This is a genomic window from Marinobacter sp. AN1 (assembly GCF_026013985.1).
Taxonomy (GTDB): domain Bacteria; phylum Pseudomonadota; class Gammaproteobacteria; order Pseudomonadales; family Oleiphilaceae; genus Marinobacter; species Marinobacter segnicrescens.
The window spans coordinates 1870975-1886572 of sequence record NZ_CP110342.1; the positions used below are offsets into that span (position 1 = coordinate 1870975).

Below are 15598 nucleotides of genomic sequence, written 5' to 3' on the forward strand. Positions count from 1 at the left end.
AGGGCAAGGGTGCGGAAAAGCGTTTATTCGGCTTTCGCAGTCACGGTATCCACAGGCAGGATGGACGCCATACGGCGATCCAGTTCCAGCATGTCCGCCATGATGTGGCCACCTTCCCGGACAATAAAGTCCAGCTCGTCGTCCTCGTTTCCGTGGGCCTCGGCGGCTTGCTGCTCCTCATGCTCTTCCATCGCCTCGAAGCTCTCGAAGGGCTCTTCGCCCTTGAGTTCCCGGCGTGCATTGGCGATGGTCAGCTGGCGATGCTCAAGCTGCTGCTGGTAGTCGCGGCGCTGGTCTTCGTTCAGGCTGACCATAGTGGTCTTGCGCTGCTCCCTCAGGAAGTCTATTTCCTGCTGGAGCAGACGGAATTCCGGGCTTTCGTCGAACCGGCTGGCGTGACGGTCACGCAGTTCATCAATCATGCCACTGAAATCAAAGTAACGGGTATGGGGCACCGCCTCGATCTGGTCCCAGGGCAGTGCGCGCTCAAGGGCGTCCTCACCGATCCGCGTGGTATCCACCCGTGACGGGATCTCGATGTCCGGAATCACACCCCGGTGCTGGGTCGAACCACCGGATACCCGGTAAAACTTGGACTGGGTGATCTTGAGCTGGCCATGATTCAGTGAGCGGACCGCCTGGACGGTCCCCTTGCCAAAGGTCTGGGAGCCCACCACCAGGCCGCGGCCGTAGTCCTGGATCGCGCCCGCAAAAATCTCGGAGGCGGAGGCGCTCATGCGGTTGACCAATACGACCATGGGGCCGTCCCAGGCAACACTTGGGTCCTGGTCGGAGAGCACCTGTACCTGGTTATCTGAGCTGCGGATCTGTACGGTCGGGCCCTGGTCGATAAACAGGCCCACCAGGTCATTGGCCTCGTGCAGGGCACCCCCGCCATTATTGCGCAGGTCTACCACCAGGCCGTCGACGTTCTGTTCGTTACGGAGCTTCTCCAATAACCGGCGCACGTCCCGGGTGGTGCTCTTGTAGTTCGGGTCACCCTGTTGCATGGCCTGGAAGTCTGCATAGAACGTCGGTATGTCGATTACGCCAATGAGGTACTTTTCGCCGTTACGCTCCAGTTCAATCACTTCGCTGCTGGCACTCTGCTCTTCCAGCTTGACCTTGTCCCGCTTGATGTCGATGGAGCGGGTCACGGTTTCGTCGCTGGCGTTGGCCGGTACCACCTCCAGGGTTACCGTTGAGCCGCGGGGGCCGCGAATCAGGTCGACCACCTCATCAAGGCGCCAGCCAATCACGTTGGTAGGGGTATCGTCGTCCTCCTGTTTCACCGACACAATCCTGTCGGCGGGACCGAGCTGGCCTTGTCGGGCAGCCGGTCCGCCGGGCACAAGACGGACAACCTTGGTGTATTCGTTATCCGACTGAAGCACCGCGCCGATCCCCTCCAGGGAAAGGCTCATGTTGATGTTGAAGTTCTCGGAATTGCGCGGGGAGAAGTAATTGGTGTGCGGATCCCAGGTGCCGGTAAAGGCATTCATGTAAGCCTGGAAGGCGTCCTCGCTGCGCATCTGGGACACCCGTTTGCGCTGGCTTTCATAACGCCGGGTGAGGACTTCGATAATTTCGTCATCGCCACTGCCATTCAGGCGCTGGCCGAGTACGGCATTGCGAATGCGCTTGTTCCAAAGCTTATCGAGTGCTTCCTGGTCTGGCTCCCACTCTGTTTCTGAGCGGTCCAGCAGGATTTCGTCGTCACTGCTGAAATCAAACTGGTCGAGCCCATCGTCAAGCAGGCCCAGCGCGTAGTCCATGCGCTCGATAATACGCTGCTGGACACGGTTGTAGATTTCAAAGCCCGGTTGTAGCTGACCGGTCCTCAGTGCCGCGGCCATTTCCGCTTTCAGAGGCTGGAAGTCCCGGATATCTTCCTGAGTGAGGTAGACACGCTGGCCGTCGAGGTAGTCGAGATAGTCATCGAACACTTCATCGGCGAGTTCGTCATTGATGGCCTGGTCCCGGAAATGGGTGAACTGAAGCTGGCGGGAAATCAGGATGTTGGCGCGGGCCTGCTCGATGGTGGGTGTCACTGCCGTGTAGGCACCTTCGATGTTCGCCGAAAGGGAAGTGCCGATCCCGGCCAGGGGAAGGGAAACCAGCAGCCCTAAGGCGATACTCCTGGCTCGGAAAGCTATCGGCATGTTTTTTATCTTCATATCTTGGGTTACCTGCTAATACCTGGGCTCACGTGCCGATAAACAGTATCGGCACACGACATCAACCTGTCTGCCGACCGTGTCCGGTTTCCCGTAACCCGGCCAGGGAGGCGGTTGGTGCCGGCCTTTTAAATCATTGTAGGCAACCGCTCCTTGCGTTACCACAGTGTCTGTTGGCCATGTAATGACAATCTGTCCATATGATGACCAGTACTGGCTACGTAAGTTCCATCGCGCGCTGAAGTCGATCGCTCAGCTCGGGCGTGAGGCTCTCCCGGTCCAGCGCGACACACCAACGGGCGGCAAGGGCCTCCAGGTTAATCGCCTGGTCTCCCTGTGCCTGTTCGAAGCCTTGTTTCAGGCGGCGAACCTGTAGTGCCATCCGCAGTGACTGGTCCTCCTCCGGAGAGGAATGTCCGCCGTGAATCTCTGCAAGTACGACGAGTTCACGGGGATCGTGCAGGTCAGTCTCATCCGAAAGATCCGGCCAGTGGGCTGGTAACTGGGTCGGAGTCAGTTCACCGGCCTGGCGCTGATGAACCCATTGCTGCCACTGCCGCATCTGGGCCTGGCGACCAAGCTGGTCCAGACGCTCCTGTACCTGCGTTCTGGTGGCACGGAGCGATTGTTTCAAGTTCCCCGAAACAGGGGTCTCGCTCGCTACTTTAAGTGCCTCAAGTATTTCGCCCGCGTCGGCTTGCTCTGCACCTGCTGTGTCCAGCCAATGGCGGGCTTTGGCCAGGTCAGACTCAGCTGCGGCGTCAGCCTCGGTGGAAGCCTGTGCCTTTTGCTGTCGCTGCTCCTCCCTCCTCGCAAAGATGGCATCGCAGGCGGCACGGAATGCTTTCCAGAGCTTGCGATCCTCCCGGTGGCGGGTAATACCAATGGCCTGCCACTGCTGTTGCAGTTCCTTGGCCTTATCCATCGCTTCTGTCAGTGGGGTATGGTCTACCAGTTCCCGTGCCTGGTCGACAATGGCCTGCTTGCGGTCCTCGTTGCGGCTGCGCTCTTCGTCAAGGTGGCCCGACAAGGTGTTCATCAACCGGTCAAAGGCTTTCTGTATTGTCCGGTTATCCCGAAACTCCACGGGCCAAGCTTCCCGCCATTCCTGTCGTGCGGTTTTCTCGATCTGTTCGGCCGCTTTCCAGTCCACCTCTGACCAGTCAGTGGCCTCCAGGTATCGTTCAAGCTCGTCGCAGATACTCCGGCGCTTCTGTAAATGAACCTTTTTCAGGTCCGAACGTGCCTCGAAGTAGGCACGGCAGGGCTCAAACGCCCGGTCAGACGCAGCCCGGAAACGTTGCCAGAGGTCTCTGTCCGATGAGCCTCCAAGGTCCCGCCACTCCTGCTGGAGTTCCTGGATTCGTTCGGCCTTGGCTTCTGGCTCCATGGGCTGTTCGGCAAGGTATTCCATCTGCTCGCACAAGGCGGTCTGTTTTGGTGTCGTGGCAAAACCCTGCCAGTCCCCGAGTTCCCGCACCTGCCCACCAAGCCGTTGCAGCCTGGCGCGGTAGCGGGTGCCCTCGCGTTCTGGAAGCTGTCGCTGGAGTGACTGCACTCGTTTAAGAAGCTGCCGGGACTCTTTCAGCTGGCGGGCCTCCAGGGCCTCCTCCAGGTCGGCCACAGCCTTGTCCAGTTGCTCGAGCTGCTGCCGTTGTGCTTCCGGATCAGCTTGCGACGTTGGCTGTGGTGTCCGGACACTGGCTGTGCGTGCAAGTACCTGCAAGGCTTCCGGGAGTGCGACAGCCCCGGGCCAGTCCAGCTGCGCCAGTAGTTGCCTTGCCCTGGCGGGTTCTGGTGACTCGGCTTTAGTCAGCTGGTCGAGCTCATCCTGGTGATGACTGAGGCGGCCCAGCGCAGAGATAACCCCCCGCAGCGCCACCATTCGCTGTTCGTAGTCCTTCTGTTCCTGGCGGGCGACGTCTGTTTCCCTGGTCGCCTCGAGCCAGCGATTTTCCTGGGTGCGCTGGAGTGCATCGAGGGAGGGCAGTGCGTTTACAGCCGGAGGCTCGGCTTCAAACGCCTCCAGGGTATCCTGTAGCAGGGTCAGGGTTTGCTGACGCTGCACCTGCTTTGCCTGATGCTCCGCCCGGGCCTGTCGCTCCTGTTCCATTTCCCTGACCCGGAGGCGGCAATTGTGCAGGGCTGACAGCACCACGCTGCGAGTCTCATTATCGGCTGCGTGTTCCAGGGACTGCCATCGTTGTTCCAGTTTCTGGACCCGCGCTTCGTATAGGTTGGTGTCCCTGGTTGCGGCCAGTTCTTCAGCTTGCCGGACAATCGCCGCCACGGCTTCGTTGGTGGCGCGAGTCTCTTCTTGTTGGCGGCGCAGTTCCTGAAGGGACTGGCGTACCTGCTGGTAGACTCCCTTGTCCTTGCCCCGGGCCAGCTTCTGCACCTGTTGCAGGTGTTCCGTATCCGTCAGACGCCGGGCTGCCTCGAGGCGTACGTCTGCGGCCAGACCTTCAATGGCAAGCTCCGCCAGGGTTTGCTGGCTGCAGTCTGGCTGAGACAGCAGGGTGCGCTGACGGTCTATCGTGTCCTGGTCGACGCCGGGGAGTTCCTTTCCCGGAGGGTTATTCGCTTCTGGCCTGGTGCCCGAGCGATTGTCCTGACTGGTCGCGGAGGTAAAGCGCTTCTGGAAGAGTCTCTGGATAAATGCGGCCATGTCGGTATCCTTCAGGGAATCAGTTCACCGGGCTTCAAGCCTGCAGGTGAAAACGGGTGGATGGTGCTACCCGGATAACGGGCGCCCGGGCACGCCAGGATTTTGGCGACTGCTCCGGCGCCCGGGCAGGTGGCATAGTCTATCCTCTGGAAACCGCCGGCGGAAAGGGGCTGTATGGCAAACCGGGACAAAAAAAAGGACCCTAATCAGCAGGCGCCCGAAATTGCCCTGCGTTTACTGGCGCGACGCGAACACAGTCGCTTTGAGCTAACCATGAAGCTTCGCCAGAGGCGCGTCGATGCCAGGGTCATTGAGGATGTGCTGGATGACTTCGAGGACAAAGGCTGGCTGAGCGATGACCGGTTTGCCGAAGTGTTTGTGCGACAACGCATGGATGCAGGCTATGGCCCACTGAAGATTCTGGCGGATCTGCAACAGCGCGGCATCAACCGGGTACCCTCCGAACTGGATGTGGTGCCGGACTCGCAATGGGTCGCTCGCGCGGTTCAGCTGAGGGACAGACGATTCGGGCTCGGGGATATCTCAGGTGACTGGTCGGAGCGCCAACGCCAGGGGGGCTTCCTGGCGCGCCGTGGGTTCTCCGGCGACCAGGTGGAGCAGGCCCTGGGTAAAGTCAGAGTGTCGGAGGAGTAAGGCCCATCTCACGGGGAAGCACCAGGGACGTTTCCTGTTCGTCGGGATTCGATTCGCGAGTCTGGTACGTGGGCTGGTTTGGCGGTATTGACAGCTCGCCGGAACCGGAGTCGGCAACCATCGGGGCCTCTGCCTCGGACTGGAGGTCGTAACGGCGTGCCAGCACGTCGTAATAACGTCGAATGTTCTGCACGTAGATGACCGGTTCATGGCCGCGGGCGTAGCCGTGCCGGGTCTTCGAATACCATTCTTTCTGCGACAGCAGTGGCAGGAACTCTTTCACATCCAGCCAGCGGTCAGGGTTGCGGCCAGCAGATTCGGCGAGGCGGCGGGCGTCTTCCAGGTGCCCGAATCCCACGTTGTAGGACGCAAGGGCGAACCAGGTTCGGTCCGGCTCCTGAACATGCTCCGGAATCATCCCGTGGACCTGGCGGAAGTAGCGGGCGCCGCCCTCAATGCTCTGGCGAGGATTGAGCCGGTTGTCTATGCCGATATGGTCGGCGGTCGACCGGGTGAGCATCATCAGTCCCCGAACGCCGGTGGGGGAGACCGCATCCCGACGCCAGTTGGACTCCTGGTAACCGATGGCAGCCAGCAGGCGCCAGTCCAGGCCGTTGTCCTCGCCATAGTCGCGGAAGATATCCAGGTATTGGGGCAGGCGCTCCTGGATGTGCTCCTCGAAGGTCAGGGCGCCCACATAGCCCAGCTGCCCCAGATGGCCGTAAAAACGTTCCCGCAGGTTGGCCAGGGTGCCGTCGTGTTCGATTTCTTCCAGGAAACGTCTTGCTTCCCGGTACAACGAGCCGTCATTGCTGGTGGGGAACAACCAGGCGATGGCTTCCTGGTCGCTGACGCTGAAGGCTCGCTTTACATTGGGGTAGAACACATGGTTCAAGGCCAGCTCGTTCGCGTCCACCACTGCTGCGGGGAATTCGCCGGACTCAACCCGTTCCAGTATGCCGGCAGCATCCAGTCCCGAGTGGATGCGGTAGGTGAAGGCAGGGTGCTGCAACTGCAGCTGCTCGAGGTGGGGGAGGTGGTTTGACTCTGTCGCCACATGCACCACAACATCCTGCTCAAGCAGGTCTTCAATACCATCGAGGTGCTCCAGTCCGCGATGGTAGATCATTACGGATTCAGACGTCAGGCCGTTGGCCAGCGAACGGAACCGGTCGCCCCAGTCCCGGTCGGCAGACAACCCGGTAAAGCCTATGTGGGCGTAGCCGTCATCAAGCACCCTCAGAATTTCGCTGTTGCCGTCAGCCAGCCTGACCCGGAGCTCAACCCCCAGGTGGTCGGCAAAACGGCGGGCCAGTTCATGGTCAAAGCCGGTTGGGCCTTCCCGGCCTTCGTAATAGATAGAGGGGGCATTACGGGTTATGACGTGGAGAACGCCCTCGGCCTGAACGGTTGCGAGGGTATCCGGCCGTGTGCACCCGCTGGCCAACACGACCCACAGCATGGCCAGCAGTATGCCGGACATGGGCAGGTGGTGGTTTCTTGAATGTCGGGACTCACCCAAATTCACAGCCTCCGGAGCGGGATGCTTCATAATCCCCCAGAGCGTGGAAAAAGGTCAATCGGTACCGGGAGAGATTGCTTGGACATGGGGCTATTGTACATTTGTTGTTCGCTGCTGTATCCCTGCACCAGTTTCCAGTATTATTGCGCCCGATCATAAACGGTGCCCTGATCCCCCGCCTGCCAACACGCAGCGACGGGTTGCAGGGTATCGGTTTCCCAAGTTCGCGCGATACAGGTTATAACCCATGCTGGAACTCCGCGGCGCCCCCGCTCTTTCCCCTTTCCGCTCCGAAAAACTGTTTGGCCAGCTTACCAACGCTGTCGAAGGCGTTCAGGCCATCTATGCGGAATTCATGCACTTCGTGGACACCGAAGCGGAGCTCGGCGATGCCGACCAGGTCGTCCTCGACCGGCTGCTGACTTATGGCCCGAGTGCTGATCGCCAGGAGCCCGCAGGCATACTGTTCCTCGTGGTTCCCCGGCCAGGTACGATGTCACCCTGGTCGACCAAGGCGACCGATATCACCCGTAATTGCGGTTTGCGTCAGATACGCCGGATCGAGCGAGGTATTGCCTACTACGTAACCGCGGACAAGAAGCTTGGCCGCGAAGACCGCCAGGCCATCGCAGCGTTGCTCCACGACCGCATGACTGAAACCGTGTTCCACGAGATGGGTGGCGCCGAGTTGTTGTTCCATCGAGAGGAACCACGTCCGCTTGGGCGAGTCCCCGTGCTTGCCGGCGGCCGTCCCGCGCTGGCGGAAGCAAACCAGCGCCTGGGCCTGGCCCTTGCCGAGGATGAAATTGACTACCTGGTGGCGTCCTTCAGTAACCTGGACCGTGATCCTACCGATGTCGAGCTGATGATGTTTGCCCAGGCGAACTCCGAACATTGCCGGCACAAGATTTTCAATGCGTCCTGGGATATCGACGGCGAAGGGCAGCAGAAATCCCTCTTTGCCATGATCCGCAATACCCACGAAATGAGCAGTGAAGGGGTGTTGTCTGCATACCGTGACAACGCCTCGGTGATTCGTGGTTCGGTCGGTGGTCGCTTCTACCCTGATCCGGAAACGGCTCGCTACCACTATGTGAACGAACCTATCCACATTCTGATGAAAGTGGAGACCCACAACCATCCCACGGCTATCTCCCCGTTTGCCGGTTCCGCCACTGGCGCAGGCGGTGAGATTCGTGACGAGGGTGCTACCGGACGGGGCTCCAAGCCAAAGGCCGGTCTTACCGGGTTCACCGTCTCCAACCTGGAAATTCCCGGTGACCTGCAGCCCTGGGAGGATGGTTACGGTCGCCCGGAGCGCATTGCATCTCCGCTGGATATCATGATCGATGCCCCGGTCGGCGGCGCCTCCTTTAACAACGAGTTCGGCCGCGAACCTCGCCGGTTATTTCCGCACCTTCGAGCAACGCGTGGCCGGCGCCGCTGGTGACGAAGTGCGCGGATACCACAAGCCCATCATGATAGCCGGCGGCCTCGGAAATATTCGCGAGGAGCATGTCGAGAAGGGTGAAATCCCGGTCGGCGCCCGGCTGATCGTATTGGGCGGCCCGTCCATGCTGATTGGTCTGGGTGGTGGCGCCGCATCATCGATGGACTCTGGTACCAGCAATGAGAACCTTGACTTCGCTTCCGTTCAGAGGGGCAACCCGGAAATGGAGCGTCGTTGCCAGGAGGTGATCGACCGTTGCTGGCAGCAGGGCGGCCAGAACCCGATAGCGTTTATCCATGACGTCGGCGCTGGTGGACTGTCTAACGCCATGCCGGAGCTGGTCAAGGACGGCGGCCGTGGTGGCAAGTTTGAACTGCGGGATATCCCCAGCGATGAACCCGGCATGTCGCCACTGGAAATCTGGTGTAACGAGTCTCAGGAGCGTTACGTACTGGCGGTTGCCGAAGAAAACATGGAGCGCTTTGATGCCATCTGCCGTCGTGAACGTTGCCCCTACGCGGTTATCGGCGAGGCCACGGAAACCCACCACCTCTCACTGACGGATGCCTATTATGGCGACTCGCCCGTAGACCTTCCTATGGACGTGCTCTTCGGCAAGCCGCCACGGATGCACCGGTCTATCAACCGCACGTCGTTCACCAAGTCCATCTTTGATTCAACGAAGGTAGACCTGAATGAAGCTGTGCGTCGGGTCCTGCGCCTTCCATCCGTGGGCAGCAAGAGCTTCCTGATTACAATTGGTGACCGCACCATTACTGGACTGGTGGCCCGCGACCAGATGGTTGGGCCGTGGCAGGTACCGGTTGCTGATGTGGCGGTAACGGCTGCGAGTTACGATGTGCTTACCGGCGAGGCCATGGCCATGGGTGAACGCACCCCGGTGGCGTGTATCGACTCGCCTGCATCCGGCCGTATGGCCGTGGGTGAGGTTATCACCAACCTCGCGGCGGCGCCGATTGCGCAGCTTTCCGACATTCGCCTGTCGGCAAACTGGATGGCCGCAGCAGGTCATCCGGGTGAGGATGAGAACCTCTACGAAACCGTTCGTGCCGTGGGCATGGAGCTATGCCCGGCACTTGGTATTGCCATTCCGGTGGGCAAGGACTCCATGTCCATGAAGACCGTGTGGGAAGAGGGCGAGGAACACAAGAGTGTGACTGCGCCGCTGTCACTGATCATCAGCGGTTTTGCACCGGTAACCGACGTCACCCGTACCCTGACACCGCAACTGAGGACCGATCAGGGCGAAACCGACCTGATCCTGGTTGACCTTGCCGCTGGCCAGAACCGTCTTGGCGGCTCTGCCCTGGCGCAGGTCTTCGGGCAGATGGGAGCGGTAGCGCCAGACCTGGATGATCCAGAAGACATCAAGGCGTTTTTCGCGGTCATTCAGGGCCTGAACCAGGATGGTAAGCTGCTCGCCTATCACGATCGTTCCGATGGTGGCATGTTCGTGACCCTGGCGGAAATGGCCTTTGCCGGACGCACCGGGTTGGATATCCGTCTGGACGGCCTGGCCGAAGAGGCTGGCCAGTTCGCCCGTGAGCTGTTCAACGAAGAACTGGGTGCGGTTATTCAGGTACGCCGGGACGACACCCCGTTCGTTCTGCAGCAATTTTCTGGCGCCGGTCTGGGTGAGCATACCTCCGTGGTTGGCACCCTGAATGCAGAGGACAGGGTCCGGTTTACCTTTGAAGGGAAGCCGGTTATCGACGAGGCCAGGGCAGATCTGCAGCGTCTTTGGTCAGAAACCAGCTACCGCATCCAGAGCCTGCGGGACAACGCCAATTGTGCGCAGGAAGAGTTCGATAACCTGCTAGCCAGTGATGACCCCGGACTTGGCGCGCAATTAAGTTTCGACCCGTCCGAGAACGTGGCGGCACCGTTTATTGCTGGCAGTGTTCGTCCTAAAGTCGCCGTACTGCGGGAACAGGGCGTAAACGGCCAGACTGAAATGGCCGCGGCTTTCGACCGGGCCGGCTTCGATGCGATGGATGTTCATATGAGCGACCTGCTTTCCGGCAGGGTCACCCTGGACGGGTTCCGCTCACTGGTCGCCTGCGGCGGCTTCTCCTATGGTGATGTGCTCGGCGCAGGTGAGGGCTGGGCCAAGTCCATCCTGTTCAATCCGCGGGTCAGGGACCAGTTTGCCGGTTTCTTTGATCGCGAGGATACACTGGCGCTGGGAGTCTGTAATGGCTGCCAGATGCTTTCCAATCTCCATGAGTTGATTCCGGGCACAGCCAACTGGCCACGGTTCGTCCGTAATCAGTCAGAGCAGTTTGAGGCTCGCCTGGTGATGGTCGAAGTTCAGCCCTCGAAATCGGCCTTTCTTGACGGCATGGCTGGTTCGCGAATGCCTATTGCAGTCGCCCATGGTGAAGGACGTACTGAGTTCGGAGTAGGGGGCTTCGAGGCCTTCGACCGGTCCGGTCAGGTCGCCCTGCGTTACGTGGATCACCATGGTCAGCCAACAACCCGTTACCCCTATAACCCTAATGGCTCTGATGGCGGTATCACCGGTCTGACAAGTGAGGATGGCCGTGTCACCATAATGATGCCGCATCCAGAGCGGGTATTCCGCACGGCACAGTTCTCCTGGCATCCGGAAGGCTGGGGTGAGGATGGACCGTGGCTGCGAATGTTCCGTAATGCACGCAAGTGGCTGGGATAAGTTGACGGGCTGAAAGGCCTGGTTATGATCCTGTAAGCCGGTGACAGAGTTGCTCTGTCACCGGCTTTTTTGTGTTTTCTGAAAACCCCCACCTAATGCTACGTATTACAAGGGCTTTCGCCCTGTTTATAACGAAAAAAAATCTTGACTAAACGGTTTTATGCACACGCGGCCACCGTCTTTGTGACAGGGGTGCCTAAAACGCCGACAACTCGCTCAATAATTGGTCGGATAATGTAACCTATTGATTTATAGGGTTTAAATAATAGAGGTGGATTTCTCGCCAATTTGAGGTGAGGGCTGTAACCACGGGGCCTCCCGGCGTCTGCCCAAAAACTATCCCCAAAGTTATCCACAGATTTTGTGGGTAACCCGGAAGGCCCTGAGCACGCCCGGGTTGACGGTCAAGTCAAGCTGTTTCAGTCTTGATTCCACAATTTATCAGCCGGAGATCTGTGGATGTACAAGCTCTGTTTCTTCGTACCGGTAATCGACGCCGAAACCACCAAGGATGCCGTTTTTCAGGCCGGAGGTGGTCGTATCGGTGATTATGACTGCTGCGCATGGCAAACCCTGGGGCAGGGTCAGTTTCGGCCCCTGGACGGCAGCAACCCTCATCTCGGGGAGCACGGGCAACTGGAGCGCGTGGATGAACTGAAAGTGGAGTTGGTTTGTGAGGACCGGCTGATTCGTGATGTGGTAGCGGCGATGAAGCGGGCCCACCCCTACGAGGAGCCCGCCTACGAAGTCTATCGGCTGGAAAACTTCTAGGACAGAAGTAATGCCTGGCCGGGTGGTTACTGTTTGGGTTTCATCCTGTGGCGGATGTCGCTAATGCGAAGAGGGAAGTCGTTGCGCTGAACGTCCTCCACAAAATGCTCCAGGGTTCGGCGAACCGTTGGAAACGAAATTTCGTCCCAGGGAATACGGTTCAGGTCGAACAATTCCGCCTCCAGTGATTCCTCACCCGCCCCGAAGCGCTCTTCGGTGAGGAACGCCCGGTAGAACATATGGACCTGATCGATGTGAGGCACATGGATCATGGTGTACAGACCCGCCAGTTCCACGTCCGCCATAGCCTCCTCAAGGGTCTCCCGGGCAGCAGCTTCCTCCGTGGTCTCGGAATTTTCCATAAAGCCCGCAGGCAACGTCCAGTACCCATAACGGGGCTCAATGGCCCTGCGGCACAGCAGGATTTTACCCTCCCATACCGGTACCGTACCCGCTACGATACGTGGATTCTGATAATGAATGGTCTCGCATCGGGTGCATACATAGCGGGGCCGGTTGTCGCCGGCAGGGATGCGGCTTTCCACCGGATGACCGCAGCTACTGCAGAAGTTCATGAATTACCCCGTATAATAGTTCGAGTTGTGGTACCAGTGTATCGTTCGCAGGGTGCCTTGTCCCATCTCAAACGCGGAGACTGATTTTGCGTGATTTACTGACGGAAAGGCTAGCCCGACATGCACCGACCCGGCTGGCGATGGACTACCCGGAGGCCAGTGTGCTGGTCCCGGTGACTGACAATACCGGCTCCCCGGAAATCCTGTTCACACTTCGGTCGTCCAATTTGTCCACCCACCGGGGCCAGGTCGCCTTTCCCGGCGGTAAACGGGACAGCACCGATCCGTCCCTGGCCTATACTGCGCTGCGGGAGACCCACGAAGAAATCGGCCTGCCCCCGGACCAGGTACAGTTGATTGCGCCCCTGAGCCAGGTCATCTCCAGGTACGGAATCCTTGTAACACCATACGTTGGCGTGGTGCCTGCCGACCACCCGCTGACCCCTAATCCCCATGAGATCGAGAGTATTTTCCACGTGCCGGTGGAGTTCTTCCTCGAGGATCGCCGTGAACGCACCGATGCCCTTCCGTTCCTTGATAACACCTACCACGTTCCTTGTTACCGGTGGGAGGGGTATCAGATATGGGGGCTCTCGGCGGTGGTTCTGGTGGAGTTTCTGAATGCCGTGTACGATGCCCGCATCGATTTGCTGAAACCGCGCCACGACTGAGCCTGGCGGCGAACTGTAAGGAGAATTTGCATGTTATACGAACTCGCAGAACGCAAACCTGAGCTTGTCGGCGAAGGGCAGTTTATCGCCGCAAACGCTACTGTCATTGGCAGTGTCGCCCTGCACGAGCGGTCGAGTATCTGGTTTAACGTAGTGATTCGGGGCGATAACGACCTGATCACTATCGGGCCCGAATCAAACGTCCAGGATGGCTCGGTATTGCATACGGATTCCGGTATTCGACTGACCCTGGGCCGGGGGGTCACAGTGGGCCATAAGGCCATGCTCCATGGTTGTGAGATTGGGGATTATTCCCTGATCGGTATCAACGCCGTGGTGCTCAACGGTGCCCGTATCGGCAAGCACTGCCTGATCGGTGCAAATACCCTGATCCCGGAAGGCATGGAAGTACCCGATGGCTCCCTGGTTATCGGAGCACCAGGCCGGGTCAAGCGGGAACTTGGAGAAAACCAGAAAAAAATGCTGGAACTCAGCGCTGCCCATTATGTACAGAATGCGGTGCGTTACATGAATTCACTCAAACCGTTTGATCCGGAAAACGGGCAGGGCTGATGGAGACGAAGCACCGGGTCCGGTCTCCCTGTGTCAGTGTCTGTGCGCTGGATGAAAAGGACATCTGCATCGGTTGCCACCGGTCCGGTGATGAAATCCTGCGTTGGACAATCATGACGAATGAGGAGCGCCAGCAGGTATTGGAGAATGTTGCCCGGAGGGAACGTGGCAGTCTTATCTGAAACTTTATCGCCCGGGAAGGCTTTCTTGCCGGTGAGGCAGTAACAGACAGGAACAGTATGACGACAACCATAGGTACGCCCCTGAAGAACAATGCTTACCGGGTGCTTTTCTGCGGCTCCGGCGAACTGGGTAAAGAGGTGGTCATTGAGTTACAGCGGTTTGGTGTGGAGGTTGTTGCCTGTGACCGTTATGCCAACGCGCCCGCCATGCAGGTGGCCCATCGAAGCCATGTAATCGACATGCTGGACCCGGCAAGCCTCAGAGCGGTGATCGAACAGGAAAAGCCGGATCTGATTGTGCCGGAGATAGAAGCCATCGCAACAGCTGAACTGGTCCGACTGGAGCAGGAGGGTTATCGGGTTGTGCCAACCGCGCGAGCGGTTGACCTGACCATGAACCGGGAAGGCATACGCAGGCTTGCGGCCGAGGAGTTGGCGCTGCCTGTGTCGGACTACCGCTTCGCAGAAACCCGTGAAGAGTTTGAGCGAGCCGTTGCGGAAATTGGCTTCCCTTGCGTGGTCAAGCCGGTCATGAGTTCCTCCGGCAAGGGCCAAAGCCTTGTTCGTGACGCCTCCGGCGTGGGTTCTGCGTGGGATTATGCACAAACCGGCGGTCGTGCGGGTAAGGGCAGGGTCATCGTCGAAGGGTTTATCGACTTCGATTATGAAATTACCTTGCTGACCGTGCGGCATAAAGGCGGCGTCAGCTTCTGTGCGCCCATCGGGCATCGACAGGAAGACGGTGACTATCGCGAGTCCTGGCAGCCGCAGCCAATGACAGACCTCGCCCTGGAGCGAAGTCAGAATATCGCCCGTACGATTACCGATAATCTGGGGGGATATGGGGTCTTCGGCGTCGAACTGTTTATCAAGGGTGACAAGGTGTGGTTCTCGGAAGTCTCCCCGCGCCCCCATGACACGGGTCTGGTGACGCTGATCTCCCAGGATCTTTCCGAGTTTGCCCTCCACGCGCGGGCCATCCTTGGGCTTCCTGTTCCGGCGATTCGCCAGAGCGGGCCTTCGGCATCTGCGGTCATCCTTCCTGAGGGCGAGTCTGATGCGCCGGTTTATTCAGGGTTGGACGAAGCTCTTGCTGATCCAGAGGTCCAGCTGCGGCTTTTCGGTAAACCGGAAGTGTCTGGCCGGCGGCGTATGGGCGTGGCGGTCGCGCGGGGTGAGTCCATTGAAGAGGCCCGGCGTGCAGCTACCCAGGCCGCTGAGAAAGTGCAGGTAAGGCTGGATTAAGTGAATATTGCTTGAAAAATGGTCGAGTCGGGCAAATAATCATCAGACCGGTAGCGGCAAACCGAAACCGGGGTAAAAAAGTTCAAAAAGGTCGTTGACAGAAAACGGTGGGGCTGTAGAATGCGCCCCACTTCGACAGGGAACGCCGGCGACGGCGGAACCGGGAAGGGAAGTAAACGGTTGTAAGGTTTGAGTTTTTTCGGTGTAAGGCTTCTTCGGAAGCGGCGACAAAAACTTCAAAATAACCGTTGACAAGGTAGCGATCTGATGTAGAATACGCGGCCTTGATTGAGCAGACGCTCAACGCTCTTTAACAAGTTGACCAAGTAATTCGTGTGGGCGCTGGCCGAGACCATCTGGCAACAGATATCGAGGCAGCGACTCGTCGAAATATGAGTTTTGTCTTGAGCAAGAT

10 protein-coding genes and 1 pseudogene are annotated in these 15598 nt (G+C 58.9%); 7 read left to right on the forward strand and 4 right to left on the reverse strand.

All coding sequences use genetic code 11. The annotated features are described in order from the left end of the window. Nucleotides 1-23 precede the first annotated feature (23 nt). Both LJ360_RS08600 and LJ360_RS08605 read right to left on the reverse strand, forming a co-directional pair. Complete coding sequence (locus LJ360_RS08600; RefSeq protein WP_264995847.1) at nucleotides 24-2177, reverse strand: carboxy terminal-processing peptidase; 2154 nt, start codon at nucleotides 2175-2177, stop codon at nucleotides 24-26. A gap of 217 nt (nucleotides 2178-2394) precedes the next feature. Further along, entirely contained in the window at nucleotides 2395-4845 is a 2451-nt protein-coding gene (locus LJ360_RS08605; RefSeq protein WP_264995848.1) for a DUF349 domain-containing protein, read from the reverse strand. A 174-nt stretch (nucleotides 4846-5019) separates the two neighbouring features. Here LJ360_RS08605 and LJ360_RS08610 point away from each other — a divergent pair, with 174 nt between their 5' ends. Further along, on the forward strand, nucleotides 5020-5499 hold the full coding sequence (locus tag LJ360_RS08610) for a regulatory protein RecX (RefSeq protein ID WP_264995849.1): 480 nt from the start codon (nucleotides 5020-5022) through the stop codon (nucleotides 5497-5499). On the opposite strand, the gene mltF is transcribed toward LJ360_RS08610, so the two are convergent. Then, entirely contained in the window at nucleotides 5480-6982 is a 1503-nt protein-coding gene (gene mltF / locus LJ360_RS08615) for a membrane-bound lytic murein transglycosylase MltF (protein WP_091854478.1), read from the reverse strand. The two genes, LJ360_RS08610 and mltF, sit on opposite strands and share 20 nt — an antisense overlap. 286 nt (nucleotides 6983-7268) lie before the next feature. On the opposite strand from mltF, the pseudogene purL reads away from it, so the two are divergent. Both purL and LJ360_RS08625 read left to right on the forward strand, forming a co-directional pair. Beyond that, a pseudogene (gene purL, locus LJ360_RS08620) lies at nucleotides 7269-11166 on the forward strand (phosphoribosylformylglycinamidine synthase). 459 nt (nucleotides 11167-11625) lie between these two features. After that, on the forward strand, nucleotides 11626-11937 hold the full coding sequence (locus LJ360_RS08625) for a YqfO family protein (RefSeq protein WP_091854482.1): 312 nt from the start codon (nucleotides 11626-11628) through the stop codon (nucleotides 11935-11937). 26 nt (nucleotides 11938-11963) lie between these two features. On the opposite strand, the gene LJ360_RS08630 is transcribed toward LJ360_RS08625, so the two are convergent. Beyond that, on the reverse strand, nucleotides 11964-12512 hold the full coding sequence (locus LJ360_RS08630) for an NUDIX hydrolase (protein ID WP_091854484.1): 549 nt from the start codon (nucleotides 12510-12512) through the stop codon (nucleotides 11964-11966). An 86-nt stretch (nucleotides 12513-12598) separates the two neighbouring features. Between LJ360_RS08630 and LJ360_RS08635 the strand changes: the two genes are divergently transcribed. From LJ360_RS08635 to purT, 4 genes are read left to right on the forward strand one after another with little or no spacing between them, the layout of a single operon-like run. Then, a complete protein-coding gene (locus LJ360_RS08635) occupies nucleotides 12599-13183 on the forward strand; it encodes an NUDIX hydrolase (RefSeq protein WP_091854486.1) in 585 nt (194 codons plus the stop codon). Nucleotides 13184-13213: 30 nt separating this feature from the next. After that, nucleotides 13214-13756 (forward strand): gamma carbonic anhydrase family protein, encoded by a 543-nt coding sequence (locus LJ360_RS08640; protein WP_091854488.1) that lies wholly within the window; start codon nucleotides 13214-13216, stop codon nucleotides 13754-13756. Continuing rightward, nucleotides 13756-13938 (forward strand): DUF1289 domain-containing protein, encoded by a 183-nt coding sequence (locus LJ360_RS08645; protein ID WP_091854490.1) that lies wholly within the window; start codon nucleotides 13756-13758, stop codon nucleotides 13936-13938. Before LJ360_RS08640 ends, LJ360_RS08645 begins: the two co-directional genes overlap by 1 nt. 57 nt (nucleotides 13939-13995) lie before the next feature. Then, on the forward strand, nucleotides 13996-15183 hold the full coding sequence (gene purT, locus LJ360_RS08650) for a formate-dependent phosphoribosylglycinamide formyltransferase (protein WP_264995850.1): 1188 nt from the start codon (nucleotides 13996-13998) through the stop codon (nucleotides 15181-15183). The last annotated feature ends 415 nt before the right edge of the window (nucleotides 15184-15598 follow it).

Excerpts from the sequence above, each read along its gene's own strand:
- LJ360_RS08600 (WP_264995847.1), bottom strand. The coding sequence starts at position 2,177 with ATGAAGATAAAAAACATGCCGATAGCTTTCCGAGCCAGGAGTATCGCC.
- LJ360_RS08605 (WP_264995848.1), bottom strand. The coding sequence starts at position 4,845 with ATGGCCGCATTTATCCAGAGACTCTTCCAGAAGCGCTTTACCTCCGCG.
- LJ360_RS08610 (WP_264995849.1), top strand. The coding sequence starts at position 5,020 with ATGGCAAACCGGGACAAAAAAAAGGACCCTAATCAGCAGGCGCCCGAA.
- mltF (WP_091854478.1), bottom strand. The coding sequence starts at position 6,982 with ATGTCCGGCATACTGCTGGCCATGCTGTGGGTCGTGTTGGCCAGCGGG.
- LJ360_RS08625 (WP_091854482.1), top strand. The coding sequence starts at position 11,626 with ATGTACAAGCTCTGTTTCTTCGTACCGGTAATCGACGCCGAAACCACC.
- LJ360_RS08630 (WP_091854484.1), bottom strand. The coding sequence starts at position 12,512 with ATGAACTTCTGCAGTAGCTGCGGTCATCCGGTGGAAAGCCGCATCCCT.
- LJ360_RS08640 (WP_091854488.1), top strand. The coding sequence starts at position 13,214 with ATGTTATACGAACTCGCAGAACGCAAACCTGAGCTTGTCGGCGAAGGG.
- LJ360_RS08645 (WP_091854490.1), top strand. The coding sequence starts at position 13,756 with ATGGAGACGAAGCACCGGGTCCGGTCTCCCTGTGTCAGTGTCTGTGCG.
- purT (WP_264995850.1), top strand. The coding sequence starts at position 13,996 with ATGACGACAACCATAGGTACGCCCCTGAAGAACAATGCTTACCGGGTG.